The organism is Lutibacter flavus (genome assembly GCF_900188355.1).
In the GTDB taxonomy this organism is placed as follows: domain Bacteria; phylum Bacteroidota; class Bacteroidia; order Flavobacteriales; family Flavobacteriaceae; genus Lutibacter; species Lutibacter flavus.
In genome coordinates this window covers 411,903-436,513 of the sequence record NZ_FZNX01000002.1, presented here as the reverse complement: position 1 = coordinate 436,513, position 24,611 = coordinate 411,903, and the positions used below count along the sequence as shown (strand labels likewise).

The window sequence follows — 24,611 nt, the reverse complement described above, 5'->3', positions numbered from 1 at the left end:
AAAATAAAAAACAATGAAAAAATTTATTTATTTATTTATGGTTTTAGGGCTTGTTTTTACAGCCTGTGACCCAATGGAAGATATCTACAATGAAATCGATGCTCAAAAGGAAATTATTACTGGTGAGATTGAGTTTTCTTTAAGTGATGACGATTACGATGATTTAGATTTATCTTACGGAAATTTTAGCTCAATTGATGATGCTAAATCAATGATTCCTGAGCTTTTAACAGACAAATACCCAGTATGGGGAGATGGTTCTTTAGCAACCGTTACTTTTAAATTATACAACCCAATAAGTTCTCCAAGTGCTGAAGTTTATGAATTAAGTGATGATGAACACAACGCAATTACTGGAAAAACGTATGGGAATTTTGATAGAGATTACCATATTTTTGATTATTTAGAAGCTACATACACATCTCCAAGTGAAGGTGATTTCTATTCTTTAAGATATCGTTTTTACGCAGGTGGTGAAAGTACATTAACCGATGGTTTCTTATTTGAAAATGGTGAATGGAGTAGATTTGCTGGATTTACTGAAGATGAGTACAAATCAATGGGAGAAAGCTACCCTAACTTTTCAAGTCATGATGAAGCTGCTCTAAAAATACCATTAGCATTACCAGATATTTTTAAATTTAGCCCAAAAAGCGCAGGAGACATTGTACAAGCTATGTATGAATTATATAAAGGTGGTGGTGTTACAAAAAGTTATGTAAATAATTACGTTTTTGATGGTTCAACTTGGTCTACATATAATAATGTTGCTGAAGAAACAATTAAATTTGGTCATGATGGATCTACTTGGGTACCTGACAACACTATTAAGTATACACTTACTGCAGCTGATTATGATTTAGTTGGTAATGGTAATTATGGTAACTTTGATGTTAGAGGTGGAAAGGCTGAAGAATCTGTTGAAGTAAGATTAGATAAAATAAACACTATTTTACTTAACAACTTCCCTTCAAGTGCTGAAGGACAAAAATATGTTGTTAGCTATAATGTTTATTCAGGTGCTGCTGAAATTTGGGAAATGAAAGTTATTTTAAGTGGAGGTGCTTATGTACTACAATAAATAATATATTTTTATATTTAAAAAGAGACCGCTGTATTGCGGTCTTTTTTTATACATCAATAATAATAGACAAAAACTCAAAATATACCTTTCGTTAATAAAAGGTTATTCGATAATCTATTTTAAATTGACTGCATACAGGCACTTCTATCTAATACAAATATCGGACAATATGATTTAATAAACACAATTACAGCTAAAGCTTAATTTCAAATGTGTTTTACCCTTAATTCCAATAAAGTTAACAACTAAAACACCAAAATAATAAAAGCATCCAAAACATAATAAAAGTGAAGAGTCATTAAAAATTTGATAAAAAAAGCCTGTAAGTTTTACTTACAGGCTTTTAATTTCTATTATTTTTTAATAGCTATTAGAATCCATAGTTTAAACCAAACAACCAATAAGATTGCAATTTATTATCTACAGTTTCAAATGTTGCACTTGGATCATCTGCAAGTGTATAATTTAAAGCTTCTTGTTTGTTCTTTCTTAAACCTAAATCAAATCCTACACCAATCCCTTTCCATAACGTGTAACCAAAAGAGTTTGTCCAAGTCCAGTTAGAAAAATCTGAACTTTTATAACTTTGAAATGCAGAAAGATTTGTTTTAAACTTTACAGCACCTAGTTGTTTCGTATAATCAGCAACTATTTTTGCACCCAAAGAAGATTCAAAAACACTTTCTCCTTTACTAAATACAAAGTTGTAGTTCAATGGGTGAATAACAACAACTAAATCTGCAATTGGTGTCCAGGTAGCACCTAAACCAAGATCTAAATATCCAGGATCATTAAAATTACTTAAAATAGTAGTTCTATACTCTCCTAAAGTTGAAATTGCAAATTTCTCACTTAATTTATGTCCATACAATGAAGTAATACTAAAAACATCTGATGCTTCTTGAAAATCTTTTTTGTCAGTTTCATCGTCTTTATCATCAAACTTTACCCAACCTAAATTTACATTTGCTGAATTTCTCCAGAAAAATTTCTCTTGCTTAAGATTTGCAAAAGCGTTAACTGTAAAGCCAATATTCCCATTAGACGAGTTTGGTGTTCCTTTTGAATACCAATTGTCAAAACCAGCAAGGTTTGCACCAATAGTACCAAATGCACCTTTCTTCCATCCTGGAAGGGCATCAATTTTACCTTGAATAGCATTTACTTTAGCTTGTAAAGCTGCTATTGAATCATTTTTAGGTCCTTGTTCAGCCTTTAATTCTTCCAATGTTTGAGCATACATAAAAGTAACTCCAAACACCATTAATAATACCAATCCTACTTTTTTCATAATGTTAATTTTAATTTATTTTTTTAGCATGTATAAATATATCTATAAGACTATTTTCCACTCAAAAAGTCACAAAATATTTCAATTTTTCTAATAAAATAATCTTGCATTCATATCACAAAATATTTAATTAGTTAAAGTTAGTGAAAAAAAAAATGAGCTAATTAGCTCATCTAAAGAAAAATAATAGGGTCTTTACTAAAATCCATAGTTAAAACTGAGTCCAAAAACCTCCCTTATTTGAAATCCTTCAAAGGCATTATCATCATAAATTGTTTGAAAAATTAGGTTGGTAGTAAAATGGCTATTGATTTTCATTATTAAATTCATCGTATAATCAATATCAATATTTTCAGGGCTTTCTAAATAATTCGAATACAAATTCAAAATATTTTCCATTGACATGTTTTCAGCTAAATCAATTTTTAATCGTCCCGTGGCACTCAACCCTAATTCCAAACGAGTACTTTTCCCTTCTTCAACTCCAAAATAAGCTTCTTTTGGCAAAGTGAAATTTCTGTCAACAATAACTAACTTGGTAGTTGCCGGAGCAATGTTAAATTTAAAATTTTCATTTTTTTCCCATAACATACCCGGTCCTAATAAAAAAGTGGCCGGCGAGAAAAAATTGGTATGTTCCGTTCGAATTTCTTTCCCGTTTGTATCTTTTGAATATTTAAAACCTCTTGTAAATTGAGTTTTAAAATTAAAAAGCAAGGAATAATACCAATTACTTTCTGCTTTAATTCCTAACAATGAATTAAACTCAAAACGGTCGTCAGTTTTCTTTTCAAAATCTGTATTCTTACTTTTTGTTAAGCCATAAGATGATACAACATTGTTTTTCCAAGTTACTTTAGCTTTTAAATAATTAAAATTATAATTAACGCCAATATTTCCTGCCAAAGTGTTTTCACCTCTTGCAACCCAATTTGAAAATGCAGACTGATTAAATAAAAAAGATATTTTTCCTTTTGAAGTCCAACCCTGTTTTGGTGGTTCAGCTTTTTTTGCTTGTGCAAAAGAAAACGTGATATATAATAAAGCTATAATTAATAAAAAAAAGTTTCTCAAAATCTACTATTTGAAAATTACTAATAAAGCAAGCAAAAATAACAAAGAATAATTAAATTTTTTATAAAAATTTAATTATTTACGCTTAAATAATGGTACCGTAGAACAAGCTTCTCCAAACATAATAGATTTTACCACTGGCTGTAATTTTTCAATAAGAAAAATATATGCCGTTTCTGGAATTGGCTTATTAGAACAACCTTTAATAATTACAGGAATATCCCTAAATTCTTCAGTGCCAATTGATTTTATAATGTCCTGAAAAATAGAATTCTCTAACTCTTTTAAAGTGCCTACAACAATTTTTTTTGCAAAAGGAGCAACATAAGTAGTAATTAACATATATGCCCATGAAGGAATAACAGCATCTGAAGTACATGTTAATGCTATATAATGATTTTTATATTGACTCCAATCATGAGATGCTAAATATGCTCTAAATTCTGTTTCTTTTAGAATGAGCTCATGAAACAACCATTGCTTTATATCTATAATAGTTCTTTCACCTTTTGGGTAATAATCCTCAAGGTCAATTGTTTTTAACTTGCTATTAGCAACTCTATTTACAATTTCGTCAGCCATTTATAGAAAACCAAGTTCAAGTTTAGCTTCTTCACTCATCATATCTTGAGTCCACATTGGGTCAAAAGTAATTTCAACCTCTGCGTTCTTTACTTCTTCAAGTGTTTTAACTTTCTCTTCTATTTCTACTGGTAATGTTTCCGCCACCGGGCAATTAGGAGAAGTTAAGGTCATTAATATTTTAACATCGTTGTTTTCACTTACAAAAACATCATATATTAAGCCTAATTCAAATATATCTACAGGAATTTCAGGATCGTAAATAGTTTTTAATACTTCAACTATTTTATTACCTAATTCTTCAACGCGATTACTATTCATGTTTAAAACCTTTCTTTATATTCATTCTAAATAAGGGCAAATATACAATTATTAACTTAATTTTGATTGAAAAGCTAGCGCGTATAATTTAATTTGTTTTATCATTGAAACTAAGCCATTTGCTCTTGTAGGAGAAAGGTGTTCTTTTAAACCAATTTCATCAATAAAAAATAAATCCGCTTCTAAAATATCAATAGGTTTTTGATTGTTAAAAACACGAAGTAAGATAGCTACAATCCCTTTAGTTAAAATGGCATCACTGTCTGCAGTAAATTTAATGTTCCCATCTTCTATCTCAGAATGCAACCAAACTTTTGATTGACAACCCATTATTAAATTATTTTCGGTTTTATAAACCTCATCAATTAGAGGCAATGATTTTCCAAGTTCAATAATATATTCGTAACGTTCCATCCAATCATCAAACATTGAAAACTCATCTATAATTTCTTCTTGTATTTCTTTGATAGTCATTTTTTAAACTTATTTTTGCAAAAATAACACATCTTGTGTTTAAAAAAAATATAAACACTAATTATACCATTTTTGAATGTGTAATAAGATCTATTAACTATGAGTAAATTATTAATTGTTGGCACAGTTGCTTTTGATGCTATTGAAACTCCATTTGGAAAAACTGATAAAATATTAGGTGGTGCCGCTACATACATCTCACTATCTGCATCTCAATTTGGAGTAAAATCCGGAATTGTTTCAGTTGTTGGAGGTGATTTCCCAAAAGAGTATTTAAAAAAATTAAATGATAAAAACATAAATACTGACGGCATTGATATAATTGAAGATGGTAAAACATTTTTTTGGAAAGGTAAATATCACAACGATTTAAATACGAGAGATACCTTAATTACAGATTTAAATGTATTAGCTGATTTTAAACCTGTAGTTCCAGAAAAATTTATAGATACAGATTTTTTAATGTTAGGAAACTTGCATCCTTCAGTTCAAATGGATGTAATAAAACAAATTCCAATTAGACCAAAATTAGTAGTTTTAGATACTATGAATTTTTGGATGGATAATACGTTACCTGAATTGATGGAGGTAATTGCTAAGATTGATGTAATTACAATAAACGATGAAGAGGCACGACAATTATCTGGCGAGTACTCTTTAGTTAAGGCTGCCCAAAAAATCCAAGAAATGGGACCAAAGTATGTGGTTATTAAAAAAGGTGAGCACGGTGCTTTACTATTTAATGATGACAATGTGTTTTTTGCTCCTGCATTACCATTAGAAGAAGTTTTTGATCCAACAGGCGCTGGCGATACATTTGCTGGTGGATTTATTGGACACATTGCCAGAACTGGTGATATTTCATTTGAAAATATGAAAAGAGCTGTTATTTCAGGATCCAATTTGGCATCCTTTTGTGTTGAAAAATTTGGAACTGAAAGAATGGAGAATCTAACATACGATGACATTCAAGAACGATTATTACAATTTAAATTATTAACTCAATTTGAAATTGAATTAAATTAATATGAAATGAAATTCCGCACCCATGCGGAATTTTTTATTTAAACCATTATAATAAAACAAATACTATGAGCGACGCTATTAAACACGAATGTGGAATTGCAATGGTAAGATTACTAAAACCATTACAGTATTATAAAGACAAATATGGATCTGCGTTTTATGGTTTAAATAAAATGTATTTGTTAATGGAAAAACAGCACAATCGCGGACAGGATGGTGCTGGTTTGGCAAGTATAAAATTTGATGTAGCTCCAGGCACAAGGTATATCAGTAGAGTTCGTTCTAATGCCGACCAACCAATACAAGATATTTTCGCACAAATTAATGGGCGTTTAAACGAGCTAAATGAAGAAAATCCTGATAAGGTTGATGATGTTGACTGGCAAATAAACAACGCTCCATATATTGGAAATTTATTTTTAGGTCATGTACGTTACGGAACCTTTGGGAAAAATAGTATTGAAGCAGTTCATCCTTTTTTACGACAAAGTAATTGGATGCACAAGAGTTTAATTGTTGCTGGTAACTTTAATATGACCAACTCTAAACGCTTGTTTAACGATTTAGTTGAAATTGGTCAACACCCAAAAGAAATGACAGACACCGTTACTGTAATGGAGAAAATCGGTCATTTTATTGATGATGAGGTTGCGAAATTATATAAAAATATAAAACATAAAACAGGCGTAAGTAAGAAGGATGCTTCCCCGTTAATTGAAGAACGCATAAATATTAAAAAAATATTAAAGAAATCTGCTAAAAACTGGGATGGTGGCTATGCAATGGCTGGTATGTTAGGCCATGGAGATGGCTTTGTTTTGCGTGATCCTGCTGGAATTAGACCGGCCTTTTATTATAAAGATGACGAAGTTGTAGTTGTAGCCTCTGAACGTCCAGTGATACAAACTGTTTTTAATGTAGCTATTAACGATGTAAAAGAAATAGAGCCAGGTTGCGCACTAATTATTAAAAAAAATGGCACTATTTCAATGAATAAAGTGATTGAACCTCTTCCAAAAAAATCTTGTTCTTTCGAGCGCATCTATTTTTCTAGAGGAAGTGATAAAGATATTTATACCGAAAGAAAAAATTTAGGAAAATTAGTATTTCCTCAAATTTTGAAAAAAATTAAAAATGACATGAAAAATACCGTTTTTTCATTCATTCCAAATACCGCAGAAACATCATTTTATGGAATGCGAGAAGCTGCCGAGGATTTTCTGAACCTTCAAAAAACAAAAGCAATTTTAAACGGTAAAAATCTTTTATCTGCTGAAAAAGTTACTCAAGTATTATCTGAAAGACCTCGAATAGAAAAACTCGCAATTAAAGATGCAAAACTAAGAACATTTATTGCTGATGATAATAGTAGAGATGATTTAGTTGCGCACGTTTACGATGTTACTTACGGTATTGTTAAACCAAAAGATAATTTGGTGATAATTGATGATAGTATTGTTAGAGGTACTACTTTAAAGAAAAGTATCATTAAGATATTAGACCGATTACATCCTAAAAAAATTATTATAGTTTCGTCCGCACCCCAAATTCGCTATCCGGATTGTTACGGAATTGACATGGCGAGAATGGGTGATTTCATAGCATTTAGAGCTGCTTTAGAATTGTTGAAAGAAACAAATCAATACCATCTAGTTGAAGAAGTTTATCATAAATGTAAAAATCAACAACAATTAGAAGATCCTGAAATTGTAAATTCTGTTAAAGAAATTTATGCATCTTTTTCTGATGAACAAATTTCAGATAAAATAGCGCAAATGTTAAAAACAGAAGAGATAAATGCTGAAGTTGAAATTATTTATCAATCTGTAGAAAATTTACATAAAGCTTGTCCAGATCACTTAGGAGATTGGTACTTCACTGGAGATTATCCAACACCAGGTGGTAATCGTGTTGTAAATGAGTCTTTTATTAATTTTTATGAGGGAAGTAGCAAAAGAGCCTATTAAAAATAAACTTTAATCCTTAAATTTGATGGTATGAAAACAAAATATAAATTTTTAGTTTTTGTACTGTTTTTATGTACAATCAACTTCTCTGCTCAAAATAATGATGTTCGAGTAGATGACAATGGTGTAATGCGTTGGAAAAAAACCAACGAAGAAGTAAAAGGGTTTGGTGTAAATTATACGGTGCCTTTTGCACATGCATTTCGTTCTGCAAAAAGAATGGGAATTGATCCTAAAGAAGCCATCGACAATGATGTGTATCATTTTTCACGTCTTGGCTTTGATTTATACAGAATTCACGTTTGGGATACTGAAATAAGCGACACCCTTGGTAATCTTATAGTAAACGAACATTTAGATACTTTCGATTATTTACTTAAAAAATTGAAAGAGAAAAAAATAAATTATGTAATAACGCCTATTGCATTTTGGGGAGATGGATGGCCAGAACCAAATACTGAAACTCCAGGTTTTTCAAATAAATATGGAAAAGGAGATTGCTTGTCAAATCCAGACGCCATTAAAGCGCAACAAAATTACTTATATCAATTTTTAAACCATGTAAATCCATATACAGGTGTTGCTTATAAAAACGATCCAAGTCTTATTGCTTTTGAAGTTAGTAACGAACCGCACCATAGAGGTGAAGCAGAAAAAGTAACAGAATTTGTAAAAGCAATGGTTGATGCCATGCGTAAAACCGGCACAAAAAAACCTATCTTTTATAATATAAGTCATGGTGTACATTTTGCCGATGCTTATTTTAATGCTGGTATCCAAGGAGGAACATTTCAATGGTATCCTTCAGGATTAGGTTATCAACGTGAGCTTTCTGGAAATTTATTACCAAATGTAAATGATTACGATATCACTTTTGATGAAACTATTAAAAAGCATAAAGGTGCTAAATTGGTTTATGAATTTGATGCAGCAGATGTTGGTAGATCATATATTTATCCGGCTATGGCTAGAAGTTTTAGAGAAGCAGGAATTCAAATAGGAACTCATTTTGCTTATGACCCAACCTATTTAGCATATGCAAATACCGAGTATAATACCCATTATATGAACTTGGCGTACACTCCACAAAAAGCATTGAGTTTAATGATTTCTTCGGAAGTTTTTCATGAAGTACCAATGTATAAAAATTATGGAAAGTATCCAGAAAACACAACTTTCGATGCGTTTAATGTTGACTACAAAAAAGATTTAGCCGAATATAATTCTGAAGAAAAATTTATTTACACAAATAACACTATTTCAAAGCCTGTTAAAGAGAAAAAGTTACATAAAATTGCCGGTTTTGGTAATTCTAATCTTGTTCAATACAACGGTTATGGAGCATACTTTTTAGACAAAGTTAAAAAAGGTGTTTGGAGATTAGAAGTAATGCCTGATGCTGTTTGGGTAGACAATCCATTTGGTAGAAATAGCCCTAAAAAAACAGTTGGAGTTATTAAATGGGAAGAATGGATAATGAATATAACCTTGAAAGATTTAGGTTTAGATTTTAACATTGAAGCAATAAATGAAGGAAATAACTTTTCGGCTAAAATTGCGGGGAATTCATTTTCAATTAAGCCAGGAACTTATATTCTTAGTAAAAAGGGAGTTTCTAAAAAATGGTTACCTAATGATGATTTTCAAAATATAAAACTTAACGATTATTTTGCTCCTGAAACTACAGTTACTAAAACTTACTTTAAACATACTCCTCTAAAAACAATCTCTGAAGGGACTCCTATAGAAATTAAAACACAAATTGTAGCTCCAAATATGCCAGATGAAGTTGAATTATGGACATATTCAGGTTATAAAAGAGAAGTTATAAAAATGAATAGAATTGGTTACAATTACACTGCAATTGTTCCTGAAAAGTTAATAACAACAGGATATCTTAAATACCAAATAATTGTAAAAAATAACAAAGAAACTAGAACCTATCCAGCAAATGAAATTGGATTGCCTAGTGATTGGGGTTTTTATGATAGAAGCACTTATGATATTCGAGTAGTACCTGCAAAAAATAACATTACTCTTTTTAATGCAAAAAATGATGCCGATTTATTAGTTAAAGAATGGAGAAACACCTTAAAATTGGTTCCAACTGAAAATGAAAATGAAGATGCATATCAAATAAATATTGAAAAATTATTTGTGCCTGATAATGAAAATTTAAATGCAAAACCAAATTATGACTATAGTTTTAAGGCGTTTATTTTAGATAAAATTAAAGGTAGACAAGAAAACCTTTCTTCAAAAGAAATAATTGTTTTAAAAGGAAATGCATTAAATGACAAACCTTGTAAACTTCAAATTGCATTTGTAATGAATGATGGTGCTGCTTTTGGTAATGTAGTTGAAATTGGAACCGAAACAAAAGAATACAAGTTATTAATTAAAGATTTAAAGCCTGTTAAAACTGTAACATTGCCAAGACCTTATCCTAGCTTTTTACCATATTATTTAGATCACAATATAAATTCTGAATTTGATATTAGCAAAATTGAAAGTATTCAATTTTCAATTGGACCAGAAATTCTAAAAAGTGATTTAGAAGAAAAACATGGTATTTCAATTATAAGTGTAAGTTTAGAATAAGAAAAATACTAAAAACAAAAAACTCGCCAAATTGGCGAGTTTTTTTATAACCTATTTATTAAAAATACTATTTATTCTCAGCATATAATTTCTCAACATGATTCCAGTTAATTACATTAAAAAATGCATTAATATAATCTGGTCTTCTGTTTTGATAGTGCAAGTAATAAGCATGTTCCCATACATCTAAAGCTAAAATTGGAAAACCTCCACAACTAACTCCAGGCATTAATGGATTGTCTTGATTTGCAGTAGAACAAATTTCTACTTTTCCACCTTTATGAACACATAACCAAGCCCAACCAGAACCAAAACGAGTTGCTGCAGCTTTAGCAAAAGCGTCTTTAAAAGCATCAACTGAACCAAATTCAGCAACAATTGCATCTTTTAATTCTCCAGATAAATATCCTTTTCCTTCAGGATTCATTACATCCCAAAACAAACAGTGATTGTAAAAACCACCACCATTATTTCTAACAGCCGTATTATTCATATCCAATCCAGTTAAAATATTCTCAATAGATTTTCCTTCTAAATCTGTTCCAGCAATTGCATTATTTACATTGTTGGTATATCCTGCATGATGCTTTGTGTGGTGTATTTCCATTGTTCTTGCATCAATATGTGGTTCTAACGCATCATAAGCGTAGGGAAGTTTCGGTAATTCAAAAGCCATAATTATTTTTTTTTAGATTAATATTAAATATAATCAAAGGTAGCGAACGGTTTTCATTCTAAAAAATCGAATGTTCTTATAGTGGTATTGCTAAACTTTATTTGTTTTTTGTTTGCTCTTATTTAAAATAATCTAATAATTACCATCTTTAGGGTACTTTGCCATAAATTCTTCAGCTTTTGTAACCATATTTTTACTTCCGCAGAAAAAAGGAACACGTTGGTGCAATTCAGTTGGTTTAATATCTAAAACTCTTCTATATCCATCAGAAGCCTTTCCATTTGCCTGTTCGGCTAAAAAAGCCATTGGATTACATTCATATAATAAACGCAATTTCCCCTTTGGTCCTATTGCACTTGTTGGGTACATATAAATACCACCTTTAATCATGTTTCTATGAAAATCTGAAACTAACGATCCAATATATCTAGAAGTATACGGTCTATTGTCTTTTTCTTCTTGACAGTATTTTAAATAATCTTTCACCCCTTGTGGAAAATGCACATAATTTCCTTCATTTATAGAATAAATTTGTCCTTCCTCTGGAAATTTAAAATTTGGATGCGATAAATAAAACGACCCAATTGCTGGATTTAATGTAAATCCACTTACACCATGCCCAGAAGTGTAAACTAACATAGTTGAAGTACCATAAACAACATAACCAGCAGCAACTTGTTGACTTCCTGGCTGTAAAAAATCAATTTTTTGAACTGGCGTACCTATTGGAGTTACTCTTTTATAAATTGAAAAAATTGTACCTACTGAAACGTTTACATCAATATTTGAAGAACCATCTAAAGGATCAATTAAAATTATATACTTGTTTTCGTTTGTTCCCTGTTTACCTTTAATTGTAACAAAATCATCTTCCTCTTCACTTGCAATCCCACAAACAATCTCCCTGTTTATTAACGTTTCCATAAAAACATCATTAGCATAAACATCCAATTTCTGTTGATCTTCACCTTGGATATTTGTATCTCCAGCTTCGCCTAAAATATCAACCAAACCAGCTTTATTTACTTTGTAGTTTACAATTTTAGCAGCTAATTTAATAGAACTTAATAACCGTGAAAATTCCCCTGTTGTAGATTTATAATGTTTTTGATTTTCAATAATAAACTCACCCAATGTCAGGTTTTTAGCTTTCATATTTTTACTTAGTTAGTTGTTTTAACAAAGGTCGAAAAAAAAATCTAAAAAGACCTTAGATAGTTATATAGTTTGAATAAAGATTATTTATTTTAGCTAACACAAAATTAATAAGATTAGAAATGAGTTTTATAATTAGAGAAGGTAAAAAAGAAGATATGCCATCTGTGCTAAAATTAATTAAAGAGCTAGCGCATTTTGAAAAAGAATCAAATGCGGTAATTATTACAGTTGATGATTTAGAAAAAGATGGTTTTGGTAAATTTCCTTTATTTAAAATTTTTGTTGCCGAAATGGCTGAAGAAATAGTTGGTATCGCTATATTTTACCCTAGATATTCTACGTGGAAAGGACCAACAATTCACTTAGAAGATTTAATTGTTACGGAAAATAAAAGAGGATTTAAAATAGGAAGCGCTTTATACAAAAAAGTAATTGAATATGGCTATAATAAAGGGGTTGAAAGAATTGAATGGAATGTGTTAGATTGGAATGAACCAGCCATTAAGTTTTATGAAAGTACTGGCGCAAAGGTTTTGAGAGATTGGGATACTGCTCAAATAGATAGATTATCTATGAAAAAATATTTAAAAAAGTAACACTTCATGAAGGTTTTTAAATTTGGTGGAGCATCTGTAAAAGATGCCGAAAGTGTAAAAAATATTGTTCGTATTTTAGAACATGAAGGATATGGTAACACCCTAATAGTAATTTCGGCAATGGGAAAAATGACCAATGCTTTTGAAAATATTATTAATGCATATTATCATAAATCTGATGAGGTTTTAGCTACCATAGAATTTGTTAGAAATTTTCATTTGGATTTAATTGATAATTTGTTTGATAACAAAAACCCTTCAATTTTACTAGAAGTTGAACACTTATTTGGACAATTAAGTGGTTTTTTAGCATCAAATAAATCATCCGATTATAACTTTGTATATGATCAAATTGTTGGATTTGGAGAATTGCTTTCTACAAAAATTGTGAGTTATTATTTAAACGAAGTTGGTATTTCTAATAATTGGGTCGATGTTCGTGAATATATTAAAACAGATGCTTCTTTTCGAAATGCTACTGTAAATTGGGAACAAACCAGCAAGAATATAAAAACATTCAATACCAATAATTTAATAATCACTCAAGGATTTTTGTCATCAAATAACAAACAACAAACAACAACTTTAGGCAGAGAAGGATCTGATTATTCTGCTGCAATTTTTGCTCATTGTTTAGATGCGGAAAGTGTAACTATTTGGAAAGATGTTGATGGAGTTTTAAATGCAGATCCCAGATATTTTGAAAACACCATTTTACTTGAGCAAATATCTTATGATGAAGCCATTGAAATGGCATTTTATGGTGCTTCTGTAATACATCCAAAGACATTAAAACCACTCGAAAATAAAAATATTCCATTATTTGTACGTTCATTTTATAATTTAAATTTAAAAAGAACAACTGTTGGAAAAGGCAGCGATTTATTTCCAGAAACTCCTTGTTTTATATTAAAACAGCATCAAATATTGGTCTCAATTTCAGCATTGGATTTTTCCTTTATGGTTGAAAGTAATTTAAGTGATATTTTTAAAATATTACATGAATACAACTTAAAAGTGAATGTTATTCAAAATTCTGCTTTAAGTTTTTCGGTTTGTATTGAAGATAAATTCAACAATTTCGAACAGTTTTTAAGTAAATTAAAATTGAACTTTAAGGTGAATTATACTAAAAATGTTTCATTATTTACAATAAGACATTCAACACAAACTGCTATCAATTTAATAGAAAAAAAAGGAACCGTTTTATTAAAACAAGCTACAAAAGGAACTGTTCAACTAGTTATGCAATAATTTTGTGTATTTTTGCTATTAGCCTTAATTTAATTTAAATGAGTTTAGTAACACCAAAGGAAGTTTCGAAAGTAATAAAGCTGGATAAGTACGGGTTTATTGGCACCTTCTTTGGTTGGTTATTAATGAAAATTCTTAGAATATCTGAAATAAACAACATTTACAATAAGCATAAACATTTAAAAGATTTAGAGTTTTTTTCCGCATTATTAGACGATCTTCAAATTAAGTTTGAGATTCCAGAAGAAGATTTGAAAAGGATCCCAAAAGATGGTTCATTTATAACTGTTTCCAACCATCCACTTGGTGGAATTGATGGTATTCTATTATTAAAACTACTCATAGAAAAACGACCGGATTATAAGATAATTGCCAATTTTTTACTGCATAGAATTGAACCAATGAAGCCTTTTATTTTACCTGTAAATCCTTTTGAAGATAGAAAGGATGTCCAATCGAGTTTGGCAGGTATAAAAAATGCGCTCTCACATATTAAAGGTGGCGGTTCTTTAGGTGTTTTTCCAGCCGGTGAAGTTTCAACTTTTAAAGATGGAAAACTAATTGTTGATAGACCATGGGAAGAAAGTGCAATTAAACTAATTAAAAAAGCAAAAGTTCCTGTAATTCCAATATATTTTCATGCAAAAAACAGTAGGTTATTTTATTTTTTATCTAAACTGAATCCTACTTTAAGAACCGCAAAATTACCTTCTGAATGCTTATCACAAAAAGGAAGAATTATTAAAGTTAGAATAGGAAAACCTATTCCTGTTTCAGATCAAGAAGAGTATACCAATATTGAAGATTTATGCGATTTTATTAGAAGGAAAACATACATGTTAGCAAATCCTTTTGAAAAGGAAAACAAAACATTAAGCGCACCTTCTTTAAAAATCCCTAAAATTCCTAAGAAAATTGTAAGTCAAAAAAATAAGGATAAAATAATTCAAGAGGTTGATTCATTACGATTAAATAATAACAGATTACTTCAAAGTAAAAATTATGAAGTGTTTTTTGCTCCAAGCAATAAAATTCCAAACTTAAAATTTGAAATTGGTCGACTTCGTGAAATTACCTTTAGAGAAGTTGGTGAAGGAACAAATGAATCTATTGACCTAGATAGATTTGATGGTTATTACCACCATTTATTTTTATGGGATAATGAAGCAAATAAAGTAGTTGGAGCCTACAGGATGGGACTGGGAAAGGATATTTATAAAAAATATGGAGTTGAAGGTTTTTATGTTCATACCCTATTTAAATTTGAGCCCGAATTATATTCTATGATGGAAAATTCCATTGAAATGGGACGTGCTTTTATTATTAGTGAGTATCAACAAAAACCCATGCCATTATTTTTACTTTGGAAAGGTATAGTTCATGTTACTCTTCGACATCCAGAATATAAATATTTAATTGGCGGAGTAAGTATTAGCAATCAGTTTTCAAATTTTTCTAAATCTTTAATGATTGAATTTATGAAATCTCATTATTACGATCCTTATATTGCTCAATATATTCACCCTAAAAAAGAGTATAAAGTTAAACTGAAAGATGCGGATAAAGATTTTGTTTTTGATGCCACCAAAGCAGATATGAATAAATTTGATAAAATTATTGATGAAATAGAACCAGGAGCACTTCGAATTCCCGTACTAATTAAAAAGTATGTGAAACAAAATGCTAGATTAGTAGCATTTAATGTTGATCCCAAGTTTAATAATGCAATTGATGGTTTAATGTATATAAGGGTTGCAGACATTCCAGAAAGCACTGTTAAACCAGTTTTAGAAGAGTTTCAAGCTGAACTTGAAAACAGTCTTGAAAATGACAAAACTAAAGATGAAATTTCAACAACTTCACCTTCAGCTTCTTTGGATAAGGCTATTTAGCAGCATTTCACTTCTTTTGAAGCATTAATTGGTGCTAAACTAATTTTATTTTTTTCACTTTTTTCCGGTGTGCAACAGTGATCTGAAGCCTTACATTGTGTGCTATCTGGGTGCAATTTAACAATCACACTTTTATCATTTTCTGAAATACTATGCACAACTAAATTTGCGGTATGAAATGATTTGTTCCCGTATTCAATTTTAATTTCTGAATCAAGAAAAAGAGGCTTAATAGCATTCACTTTATTTACAATTTCAATTGCTTTTGAAACCTTCATAAAAGTTCTTTTACCCACTTCTAAAGGGCTTTCCCATAGCTGTACAACTATTTCTCTCCATGAATTTTCAAGCCCTCCACAATCAATAGATTCAATAGAATGTGTTTTAATTTCAGTAATATGATAATTTGCCCCAACAAATTTATCTGGACTATATTCAAATAAAAGATCCTTTGTTAAGTTATTTTTTAATGTTTCTAAAAAGTTTTTTGTTTTCATAATTTTCTATTTTTATTATTGTAATATTACGATTATCAAGATCAAATTTTTTTTAACAGCAGGAAGCGTCTTGATCAGACTTGAAAAAATTAACTAATTCTTGTTGAACTTCATCCCAACGTTGTTTGTTTATACAATAACAAACTTTTTTACCTTCGATAGTTCCAGAAATTAGACTAATTGACTTTAATTCTTTTAAATGTTGAGAAATTGTCGCTTGTGCTAAACCGATTTCATCAACCAAATCATTACAAATACAAGTATTTGCTTTAAAAATATACTCTAAGATTGCAATACGTGCAGGGTGCCCTAAAACTTTAGCAATTTTTGCTAATTTGTTTTGATGCTCGGTAAATATTTTGCTTTTAGTAACTCCCATAATTAAAATTTTATCATTGCAATATTACGATAATAAATTGAATAAAAAAACTCATTCACCAGAAAATGAGTTTTTTATCTTTTTAAAACCATTCTTTTTTATTGGTTTGGTACATATAAACAAACTCTTCATCAGATTTTGTAAGATATATTATTCCTTCAATTAAACCAATAATGCTGGTTATTGCCGCTCCTATTCCACAAGTAACAATTGTACTTGCCAATAATATAACACCTTGTGTTGTATAGCCCAATACAAATTTATGCACACCAAAAGGGCCTAATAAAATTCCTAATATTCCTGCTAAAACTCTTTTACTCTCTTCCGTGCTTTTTGGAATTACATTTCCATTTTCGTCAATTACATCCATTATTTTATTTTTAACTTATTTATAAAAAAGCCGAGTCTATTGGCTCCCATAACTCTATTTTATTTCCGTCAGGATCTATAATCCAACCAAATTTTCCATAATCAAATTCCTCAATTTCTCCTACAATAACAACTTTTTCCTCTTTCAACTTTTTAAAAAGGGCGACTAAATTATCAACTCTATAGTTAAACATATAGTCTTTTGTTGATGGTGAAAAATAGGTTGTATCACTTTTAAAAGGACTCCATTGTGTACTTGCCGGTTTTCCATCATTATTTTTCCACCAAAACGTACAACCCCAATCATCTATATTAAATCCTAAATGGGTTTTATACCATTTTTTTAATTTTCCTGGATTCCCTGTTTTAAAAAACAATCCTCCAATTCCTGTTACTCGTTTAATATCCTTCTCTTCAATATTTTTATCTTCTGAATAAAAAATTACCTCAACTTTATCTACTATTGTTTGTGCTAATTTTATTTTAGATTCAACGGTCCAACCCGCAACATGCGGCGATAACAAAACATTTTCAGCGTGAATTAAATAATCAAAAGCCTCAGGTAGATCATCATTTTCAAATAAATTTTCAAATGATAATTTTTCGTATTCAAGTACATCTAAACAAGCTCCTAAAACTTTTCTACTTATTAGTCCTTCAACTAAATGATTTGTTACAACTGCAGAACCTCTTGCCGTATTTATTAAGTAAAAAGATTTTTTAAATTTATTTATAAAATCCATGTTTACCATTTTATGAGACAACTCATTAAACGGTGTATGTAAACTTAGCACATCTGTTTTCTCTTGTAATTTTTTTAACGAAACCTGCTTACAGTTTTCATCGCCCACATCTTCTTTAATGTCATAACAAATTACCTCTACATCAAAACCTTTAAGTTTTTTCGCAAAAGCTTTTCCCATATTTCCATAGCCAATAATTCCAACTGTTTTTCCTTCTAATTCAATTCCTCTATTCGCCTCACGCAACCATTTTCCTTTTCTAATTTCTAGATCCGCTTTTTTTAAATTATTAAATAAAGAAAGAATCATTCCCAAGACATGTTCTCCTACCGCATTTCTATTTCCTTCTGGGGCCGAAATTAGTTGAATACCTTTTTTAGTTGCAAAGTCAATATCAATACTTTCAAGTCCTGCTCCAACCCGAGCAATAAATTTTAAATTAGAAGCTTTCTCTAAAAAATGTTGATCTATTTTAAATCTACTTCTAATTACAATACCATCATAATTACTTATTTTTTCTTCTATTTGTTGTTTTGTTGAAGTATAATCTTCATCACAAATACAACCTAATTTTTCTAAACCGGTTTTAAGTAATGGGTGATTGGTATCAATTAGAAGAACTTTCATTTTTTAATATTGTTCATTTTTATTTGGGAAATCTCTACTTTTCACATCTGTAATATAGGTTTCAAATGCTCCAGTCATTTCAGAATATAAATCTAAATATCTACGTAAAAATCTTGGATGAAATTCATGAGTCATTCCAAGCATATCATGAGTTACTAAAACCTGACCATCAACATCGTTACCAGCTCCAATTCCAATAACAGGAATTGACAAACTTTCAGCAACTTCTTTTGCCAATTTCGCAGGAATTTTTTCCAAAACCAACGCAAAACAGCCTAATTCTTCTAGTAATTTGGCATCTTCTATTAGCTTTTTAGCTTCTTCTTCTTCTTTGGCCCTTACTGTAAAAGTTCCAAATTTATAAATAGACTGAGGAGTAAGCCCTAAATGTCCCATTACAGGAATTCCAGCAGTTAAAATTCTTGAAATTGATTCGGAAATTTCACTTCCTCCTTCAAGTTTTACAGAATGACCTCCAGATTCTTTCATAATTCTAATTGCCGAATCTAAAGCGCTTTTAGAATTACCCTGATAGCTTCCAAAAGGTAAATCTACTACTACAAGTGAACGGTTTGTTGCCCTAACAACCGAACTAGCGTGATAAATCATTTGATCCAACGTAATTGGCAGCGTAGTTTCATGACCAGCCATTACATTTGAAGCCGAATCACCTACTAAAATAATATCAATCCCAGCATTATCAACAATTTTTGCCATCGTATAATCATAGGCGGTTAACATGGCGATCTTCTCGCCATTATTTTTCATTTCAGTTAATGATTTTGTAGTAATTTTTTTATAGTCCTTTTTTGCAGTTGACATTCTTATTTATTTTATTTTTAAAAGGTAAAAGTAATGAAAAATAGGATTTATTAAGTAGGATTATAAAATAGAATTTATAAATAATTCATTTTTTTTGATTTTATTATCAATTTTACAAATCTAATTTAATAGTCAAAATTCAACATAAAAGTTTGAAAATTGCTTAGTTAAGTTTATTTTTACCTAAAATATGAAATTGTAGAGAAAATGATGAATGAAAACCCCCAAAAATACATATCAGAATTAGAAGAGAAAATTGTTGAGCTAAGTTTAAAATTAAAGAATATATCAAATGAATTAAAATCTATTGAGCAATCTAATAATAAACAAATAGGTAAATTAATTCATAATTTAAAAAACCCTATTGGGATTGCATATTCATTTTCCGATATTATTTTGGGTTCAATTGATAATTATCCAGCAGAAAAATTAGAAAAACATATAAGTGTAATAAATAATTCTGCCTCATATTCCATTAAATTACTAAACGATTTTGGTTTATTTAATGAATTAAAATCTCCAAGTTTTGAAAATGAAAAAACTAATTATATTGAAATTATAAACAATGTTGTTGATAATTTTAACGAGTTAGCATTAAAAAAGAATATCACCTTAGTTAAAAACATTTCTAATTCCGCAATACATTTAAATGTAAATGCAGATAAAATTTCTATTGCTTTAGGAAATATTATTAGTAATTCTTTAAGATATTCAAATGAGAATTCTAAAGTAACAATTGAAGTTGTAGAGAATTCTAAATCTGTTAATACCACAATTTCTGATGAAGGAATTGGAATATCTGAAGCCGATATTTTTTCCGTTTTTAATGAGTTTTTTGTTGTAAATACGTATTCAAGTGACAAGCAAAAATGCACAGGTTTAGGTTTGCCAATTGCAAAAAAAATAATTGAGTATTATGGCGGGAAAATTTCGATTAATAGTATAATTAATAAAGGCTCAACTGTAAAAATTTCATTGCCTCTAATTTAAAATTAAAAAAACAATTAGATAAAGTACTGGTATTAATACTTTTAAAATAATATCCTTCCATTTTATAAAATTATGTATATTTAAGCATTTTCTAAACCCCTCGAAAAAAATTAAAATGTCAGAAGATTCTATGAAAAACTTGCCTCCCGATAAATCTGATACCCCTAATATCGGTGCACAGTCTATTGCTTTCAATGAAAAATACTTTTTGTTTTTTGAACATTCACCTATTTCCCTCTGGATTGAAGATTTTTCAAAAGTTAAAGTTTATATAGATTCTATTGTTAAAGATAATAACACCGATATTAAAACTTACTTAAACAAGTATCCGGAAATATTACCTCAATTAGCTTCATTAGTTACTGTAAAAGAAGTAAATAAAACATCCTTAGAATTATACAACGCAAAAAGTAAGGAATACTTACTAAATAACTTAAATAATATATTTACAGAAAATTCAACTAAAGGATTTACAAAATTACTTGTAGATATTTTATTAGGGCAAAAAGAAACTGAAGTTGAATCAATAAATAGAACATTAGATGGTAAAGAAATTCATGTATTAGTTAAATTTAAAGTTGCTGATGACAGTCTAAAAACACTTGAAAATGTAATTGTTTCTGTTGAAAATATAACAGATAGAGTTAATACTCAAAAAGCGCTGGCTGATAGTGAAAATAGTTATAAAAAATCTCAAGAAATAGCAAAAATAGGTAGTTGGTTTTACAATTTTAAAACTAAGGAATTGCAATGGACAGATGAAGCTTATAGGCTAATTGAAATGGAGCCCAATAAAGAAAAATTAAATAAGGATTTCTACCTCTCTTTTGTACATAAAGATGATAGAGGAATGGTAAATGATTTTAGTATACCAACTTTATTAGAAAATCCTATTCAGATATTTAAATACCGAATTGTTACAAAAAAAGGAAATTTAAAATATGTATATGAAAAGAGAAGTGTAATTATTGAAAATAGAAAAATTTCAAAAATTATTGGAATTGCACAAGATATTACAGAAAGTACGCTTGCTGAACAAAAACTTAACAGAACAAAAAACCTTTTGTCAAATACACTTTCAAGTATAAAAGATGGATTTGTTATTTTAGATTATAACTCTAACTACCTGTATGTTAATACAAAAGCTGCAGATTTTTTAGGTAAAAAGGCCAAAGACCTTATTGGAAATAATCTGTGGATTGAGTTTCCAGAAAAGGAAGGCGATTTATTTTATGATGAGTATCAAACCGCCCTAAAAACCAGAAAGCCAATAAGTTTTGAAAACTATTTTGAACCATGGGGTAGATGGTTTGAAAATAGAATAATTCCCTCAAAAGATGGAATGTTAATCTTTTTTCATGAAATAACAAATCAAAAGATTTCTGAAAATAAAATTAAAGAAGCCTATAATATTATTAATAAAAGCTCATCAGTAGCAATATTATGTGAAAATAAACGGGACTTCCCATGTGTATTTGCTTCTGAAAATTCAAAAAAATTATTTGGTTATTCTCACGATGAAATTTTAAGTGGTAAAATAAAAGTTCACGAGTTAGTACTTCTTGAAGATTTACCTAGGATTAGGGCTGAGATTTTCAACATATGTAACAGAAAAAATAGTAAAGGATTTAAACCAGATCCATTTAGAATAGTTACAAAAAAAGGCGAAATTAAATGGATTGATACCAATTTTGACAGTACCATAAATGAAGAAGGCAAAGTAACTCACATACAAGGAATAGTTGAAGATATTACTGCTAAAAAAAATACTGAAGATTTATTTTTTGAAAGTAGCCAACGGTTAAAAGATCAATTCAACCACACCCCACTAGCATCAATTATTTGGGATTTAGATTTTAATGTAATTGATTGGAATAATTCAGCTGAAAGAATATTTGAATATACTGCTGAAGAAGCAATTGGTGAAAATGGAAAAGATTTAATAATTCCAAAAAATGTACTTTCGGATATTGATGAAATTTGGAGTATTTTATTAAATCAAAAAGGTGGTTATAGACATACAAACAATAACATAACAAAAAGTGGTAGAGAAATTGTATGCGATTGGTATAATGTTACATTGAAAGATAGTGATGGAAATGTTATAGGTGTTGCTTCAACAGGAAATGATATTACTGAAAACATTCACTCAAAAAAACTTTTAGAAAACTCAGAAAAAAAATATCGAGATATTTTTGAGAAATCTATAGATGCTGTCTTAATTTCAAAAAATGGAAGAATAACTGATTGTAATGATTCTGCCATTAAAATGTTTGGTTTTAATGATAAAGAATCTATTTTAAAAATTGATCCATTTGAACTTTCTCCTCTGAACCAGCCTGACGGGAGGAATTCCAGAACAAAAGCATTAGAGTTAATTAAAGTAACTTTGGAAGAAGGAAGTAACAGGTTTAGATGGTATCACCGTAATAAAAATGGAACAATTTTCCCTACTGAAGTTACTTTTACAAAAATAAATGATAAAGACGAACAATCAACTATTCATATAGTTGTTTGTGATATTTCTGAAAAAGTAAAAAAAGAAGAATTAGAACTTGTTCTTTACAATATTTCAAAAGCTGCTTTAACCGATAGTAAATTTGAAGATTTTGGTTTATTTATAAAAAATGAACTTCATAAAATAATAGATACAACTAATTTTTATATTGCTTTGTATAATAAGGAGACAGATATGATTCACACTCCTATTATGGTTGATGAAAAAGATGATATTACCGATTTTCCTGCAAAAAACTCATTAACTGGACATGTTATTCATTCAAAAAAACCATTAATGACTGGTTGCAACTCAAATCCTAGTTCAAGGTCAACAAATGGATTGGCTCCTGCAATGTTGGGAGTTGCCTGCAAAATTTGGGTTGGTGTGCCCTTAAAAATTAAAGATGAAGTATTTGGTGCTATTGTTGTACAAAGTTATACCGATGAGAATGCATACAGTAAAAATGATGTTCAATTATTAGAATTTGTTGCAAATCAAATAAGCCATACAATCCAAAGAAAAAATACAGAAAATGACTTAAAAAAAGCATTAATAAAAGCCCAAGAGTCCGATAAATTAAAATCCGCATTTTTAGCAAATATGAGTCACGAAATTAGAACTCCAATGAACGGTATTATAGGTTTTTCTGAATTATTTTTAAATTCAGATTTATCAAATAATGAAAGAAAAAAATATGCAAATATTGTTATAAACAGCAGTAAACAATTACTTTCAATAGTAAATGATATTTTAGATATTTCTAAAATAGAAGCTGGCGTTGTGCAACTTAATTATGAAAATGTTAATATAAATGAGCAATTAAATAATCATATTGCTTTTTATAACCCTATTGCCTCAGATAACAACATCATATTAAAGTGTTTTAAAGGCTTAAGTGATAAAGATAGTAATATACGTATTGACAAAACAAAATTAAATCAAATTCTTACCAATTTACTTTCAAATGCTTTCAAATTTACCGAAAAAGGCACCATTGAATATGGGTATCACCTTGTTGGAGAAAACTTACAATTTTATGTAAAAGATACAGGAATGGGTATTGATATTAATCTCCAAAATAAAATATTTGAAAGGTTTACACAAGCGAATCTAGAGCTGAATTATCAAAAGAAAGGTACTGGATTAGGATTGGCAATATCCAAAAAATTTGTTGAATTATTTAACGGAGAAATTTGGTTAAACTCCAATGAAGATGGTACTACAATCTATTTTACAATACCATATAAAAAAGTTAAAAACCCTGTTATTACAACAGTTATTGAAGAAAAAGAAGACCCGAAATTAACTGTAAACGGCAACAAAATCACAATTTTAATTGCCGAAGATGAAGAATATAACATGCTATATATGAATGAGCTGTTTTCAAACTCAAATTATAAAGTTATTGAAGCTGAAAATGGTAAAGAGGCTGTTGAGTTAGCGCAAAAACATTCAGAAATTGATATTATATTAATGGATATTAAAATGCCAATTATGAATGGAAATGATGCTATGATAGAAATTAAAAAGTCTAAGCCAAAGTTACCAATAATAGCTCTTTCAGCATTTGCAATGGAATCTGATAAAGAAAAAGCTTTAGCAAAAGGATTTGATTCTTATTTAACAAAACCAATTGACAGGAAAATACTATTTGGTTTAATTAATAAGTTCTGTAGTTAAAATTTAGT

The 24,611-nt window shown here is 29.4% G+C and carries 20 protein-coding genes and 1 pseudogene; 9 read left to right on the top strand and 12 right to left on the bottom strand.

Going from position 1 to position 24,611, the window contains the following annotated elements; genetic code table 11:
- The first annotated feature begins 13 nt into the window (after positions 1 to 13).
- Entirely contained in the window at positions 14 to 1,081 is a 1,068-nt protein-coding gene (locus CHB63_RS08075; protein WP_089377946.1) for a hypothetical protein, read from the top strand.
- A gap of 373 nt (positions 1,082 to 1,454) precedes the next feature.
- Here CHB63_RS08075 and CHB63_RS08070 read toward each other — a convergent pair whose 3' ends face one another.
- From CHB63_RS08070 to CHB63_RS08050, 5 genes are all read right to left on the bottom strand, one after another.
- Entirely contained in the window at positions 1,455 to 2,375 is a 921-nt protein-coding gene (locus tag CHB63_RS08070; protein ID WP_089377945.1) for a DUF3078 domain-containing protein, read from the bottom strand.
- A 198-nt stretch (positions 2,376 to 2,573) separates the two neighbouring features.
- Entirely contained in the window at positions 2,574 to 3,449 is an 876-nt protein-coding gene (locus CHB63_RS08065) for a DUF3078 domain-containing protein (RefSeq protein ID WP_089377944.1), read from the bottom strand.
- Between the two features lie 75 nt (positions 3,450 to 3,524).
- Positions 3,525 to 4,031, bottom strand: a complete 507-nt coding sequence (locus CHB63_RS08060) for a DUF2480 family protein (protein ID WP_089377943.1) — start codon at positions 4,029 to 4,031, stop codon at positions 3,525 to 3,527.
- A complete protein-coding gene (locus CHB63_RS08055; protein ID WP_089377942.1) occupies positions 4,032 to 4,352 on the bottom strand; it encodes a DUF59 domain-containing protein in 321 nt (106 codons plus the stop codon).
- A gap of 51 nt (positions 4,353 to 4,403) precedes the next feature.
- The gene (locus CHB63_RS08050) at positions 4,404 to 4,826 is read right to left on the bottom strand and encodes a SufE family protein (RefSeq protein WP_089377941.1); all 423 of its coding nucleotides are present in this window, start codon (positions 4,824 to 4,826) and stop codon (positions 4,404 to 4,406) included.
- 99 nt (positions 4,827 to 4,925) lie between these two features.
- On the opposite strand from CHB63_RS08050, the gene CHB63_RS08045 reads away from it, so the two are divergent.
- From CHB63_RS08045 to CHB63_RS08035, 3 genes are all read left to right on the top strand, one after another.
- Positions 4,926 to 5,852 (top strand): PfkB family carbohydrate kinase, encoded by a 927-nt coding sequence (locus CHB63_RS08045; protein WP_089377940.1) that lies wholly within the window; start codon positions 4,926 to 4,928, stop codon positions 5,850 to 5,852.
- 65 nt (positions 5,853 to 5,917) lie between these two features.
- Positions 5,918 to 7,819, top strand: a complete 1,902-nt coding sequence (locus CHB63_RS08040) for an amidophosphoribosyltransferase (RefSeq protein ID WP_089377939.1) — start codon at positions 5,918 to 5,920, stop codon at positions 7,817 to 7,819.
- A 30-nt stretch (positions 7,820 to 7,849) separates the two neighbouring features.
- Entirely contained in the window at positions 7,850 to 10,420 is a 2,571-nt protein-coding gene (locus CHB63_RS08035) for a hypothetical protein (RefSeq protein WP_089377938.1), read from the top strand.
- Between the two features lie 67 nt (positions 10,421 to 10,487).
- Here the strand turns inward: CHB63_RS08035 and CHB63_RS08030 are convergent, their stop codons facing one another.
- Together CHB63_RS08030 and fbp are read right to left on the bottom strand one after the other, a co-directional pair.
- On the bottom strand, positions 10,488 to 11,096 hold the full coding sequence (locus CHB63_RS08030; protein WP_089377937.1) for a superoxide dismutase: 609 nt from the start codon (positions 11,094 to 11,096) through the stop codon (positions 10,488 to 10,490).
- A gap of 132 nt (positions 11,097 to 11,228) precedes the next feature.
- Positions 11,229 to 12,251, bottom strand: a complete 1,023-nt coding sequence (fbp, locus tag CHB63_RS08025) for a class 1 fructose-bisphosphatase (RefSeq protein ID WP_089377936.1) — start codon at positions 12,249 to 12,251, stop codon at positions 11,229 to 11,231.
- A gap of 122 nt (positions 12,252 to 12,373) precedes the next feature.
- On the opposite strand from fbp, the gene CHB63_RS08020 reads away from it, so the two are divergent.
- Genes CHB63_RS08020 through CHB63_RS08010 form a run of 3 tightly spaced genes read left to right on the top strand, consistent with a single transcriptional unit; the run spans position 12,374 to position 15,996 of the window.
- On the top strand, positions 12,374 to 12,850 hold the full coding sequence (locus tag CHB63_RS08020) for a GNAT family N-acetyltransferase (RefSeq protein WP_089377935.1): 477 nt from the start codon (positions 12,374 to 12,376) through the stop codon (positions 12,848 to 12,850).
- 6 nt (positions 12,851 to 12,856) lie between these two features.
- On the top strand, positions 12,857 to 14,104 hold the full coding sequence (locus CHB63_RS08015; RefSeq protein ID WP_089377934.1) for an aspartate kinase: 1,248 nt from the start codon (positions 12,857 to 12,859) through the stop codon (positions 14,102 to 14,104).
- Positions 14,105 to 14,142: 38 nt separating this feature from the next.
- Positions 14,143 to 15,996: a GNAT family N-acyltransferase gene (locus CHB63_RS08010; protein WP_089377933.1), complete on the top strand. Its 1,854-nt coding sequence runs from the start codon at positions 14,143 to 14,145 to the stop codon at positions 15,994 to 15,996.
- On the opposite strand, the gene CHB63_RS08005 is transcribed toward CHB63_RS08010, so the two are convergent.
- The 5 genes and pseudogenes from CHB63_RS08005 to panB form a co-directional block, all read right to left on the bottom strand.
- Positions 15,993 to 16,493: a DUF6428 family protein gene (locus CHB63_RS08005; RefSeq protein WP_089377932.1), complete on the bottom strand. Its 501-nt coding sequence runs from the start codon at positions 16,491 to 16,493 to the stop codon at positions 15,993 to 15,995. The genes CHB63_RS08010 and CHB63_RS08005 overlap by 4 nt on opposite strands.
- A 52-nt stretch (positions 16,494 to 16,545) precedes the next feature.
- Positions 16,546 to 16,872: an ArsR/SmtB family transcription factor gene (locus CHB63_RS08000; protein ID WP_089377931.1), complete on the bottom strand. Its 327-nt coding sequence runs from the start codon at positions 16,870 to 16,872 to the stop codon at positions 16,546 to 16,548.
- A gap of 82 nt (positions 16,873 to 16,954) precedes the next feature.
- Positions 16,955 to 17,242, bottom strand: a complete 288-nt coding sequence (locus CHB63_RS07995; RefSeq protein WP_089377930.1) for a TM2 domain-containing protein — start codon at positions 17,240 to 17,242, stop codon at positions 16,955 to 16,957.
- Positions 17,243 to 17,678: 436 nt separating this feature from the next.
- A pseudogene (locus tag CHB63_RS07990) lies at positions 17,679 to 18,611 on the bottom strand (2-hydroxyacid dehydrogenase); the annotation flags it as partial.
- A gap of 3 nt (positions 18,612 to 18,614) precedes the next feature.
- Positions 18,615 to 19,433 carry a 3-methyl-2-oxobutanoate hydroxymethyltransferase gene (gene panB / locus CHB63_RS07985; protein ID WP_089377928.1) on the bottom strand — a complete coding sequence of 273 codons (819 nt, stop codon included), beginning with the start codon at positions 19,431 to 19,433 and terminating at the stop codon, positions 18,615 to 18,617.
- Between the two features lie 207 nt (positions 19,434 to 19,640).
- Between panB and CHB63_RS07980 the strand changes: the two genes are divergently transcribed.
- The gene (locus CHB63_RS07980) at positions 19,641 to 20,423 is read left to right on the top strand and encodes a sensor histidine kinase (RefSeq protein ID WP_089377927.1); all 783 of its coding nucleotides are present in this window, start codon (positions 19,641 to 19,643) and stop codon (positions 20,421 to 20,423) included.
- Between the two features lie 115 nt (positions 20,424 to 20,538).
- Positions 20,539 to 24,603 (top strand): PAS domain S-box protein, encoded by a 4,065-nt coding sequence (locus tag CHB63_RS07975; protein ID WP_089377926.1) that lies wholly within the window; start codon positions 20,539 to 20,541, stop codon positions 24,601 to 24,603.
- Positions 24,604 to 24,611 lie beyond the last annotated feature (8 nt).

What these genes read in the sequence shown, in the direction of transcription:
- CHB63_RS07975 (WP_089377926.1), top strand. Translation starts at nt 20,539, where the DNA reads ATGTCAGAAGATTCTATGAAAAACTTGCCTCCCGATAAATCTGATACC.
- panB (WP_089377928.1), bottom strand. Translation starts at nt 19,433, where the DNA reads ATGTCAACTGCAAAAAAGGACTATAAAAAAATTACTACAAAATCATTA.
- CHB63_RS08075 (WP_089377946.1), top strand. Translation starts at nt 14, where the DNA reads ATGAAAAAATTTATTTATTTATTTATGGTTTTAGGGCTTGTTTTTACA.
- CHB63_RS08020 (WP_089377935.1), top strand. Translation starts at nt 12,374, where the DNA reads ATGAGTTTTATAATTAGAGAAGGTAAAAAAGAAGATATGCCATCTGTG.
- CHB63_RS08070 (WP_089377945.1), bottom strand. Translation starts at nt 2,375, where the DNA reads ATGAAAAAAGTAGGATTGGTATTATTAATGGTGTTTGGAGTTACTTTT.
- CHB63_RS08030 (WP_089377937.1), bottom strand. Translation starts at nt 11,096, where the DNA reads ATGGCTTTTGAATTACCGAAACTTCCCTACGCTTATGATGCGTTAGAA.
- CHB63_RS08045 (WP_089377940.1), top strand. Translation starts at nt 4,926, where the DNA reads ATGAGTAAATTATTAATTGTTGGCACAGTTGCTTTTGATGCTATTGAA.
- CHB63_RS08055 (WP_089377942.1), bottom strand. Translation starts at nt 4,352, where the DNA reads ATGAATAGTAATCGCGTTGAAGAATTAGGTAATAAAATAGTTGAAGTA.
- CHB63_RS08010 (WP_089377933.1), top strand. Translation starts at nt 14,143, where the DNA reads ATGAGTTTAGTAACACCAAAGGAAGTTTCGAAAGTAATAAAGCTGGAT.
- CHB63_RS07980 (WP_089377927.1), top strand. Translation starts at nt 19,641, where the DNA reads ATGATGAATGAAAACCCCCAAAAATACATATCAGAATTAGAAGAGAAA.
- CHB63_RS08050 (WP_089377941.1), bottom strand. Translation starts at nt 4,826, where the DNA reads ATGACTATCAAAGAAATACAAGAAGAAATTATAGATGAGTTTTCAATG.
- fbp (WP_089377936.1), bottom strand. Translation starts at nt 12,251, where the DNA reads ATGAAAGCTAAAAACCTGACATTGGGTGAGTTTATTATTGAAAATCAA.
- CHB63_RS08000 (WP_089377931.1), bottom strand. Translation starts at nt 16,872, where the DNA reads ATGGGAGTTACTAAAAGCAAAATATTTACCGAGCATCAAAACAAATTA.
- CHB63_RS08040 (WP_089377939.1), top strand. Translation starts at nt 5,918, where the DNA reads ATGAGCGACGCTATTAAACACGAATGTGGAATTGCAATGGTAAGATTA.
- CHB63_RS08035 (WP_089377938.1), top strand. Translation starts at nt 7,850, where the DNA reads ATGAAAACAAAATATAAATTTTTAGTTTTTGTACTGTTTTTATGTACA.
- CHB63_RS08060 (WP_089377943.1), bottom strand. Translation starts at nt 4,031, where the DNA reads ATGGCTGACGAAATTGTAAATAGAGTTGCTAATAGCAAGTTAAAAACA.
- CHB63_RS07995 (WP_089377930.1), bottom strand. Translation starts at nt 17,242, where the DNA reads ATGGATGTAATTGACGAAAATGGAAATGTAATTCCAAAAAGCACGGAA.
- CHB63_RS08015 (WP_089377934.1), top strand. Translation starts at nt 12,857, where the DNA reads ATGAAGGTTTTTAAATTTGGTGGAGCATCTGTAAAAGATGCCGAAAGT.
- CHB63_RS08005 (WP_089377932.1), bottom strand. Translation starts at nt 16,493, where the DNA reads ATGAAAACAAAAAACTTTTTAGAAACATTAAAAAATAACTTAACAAAG.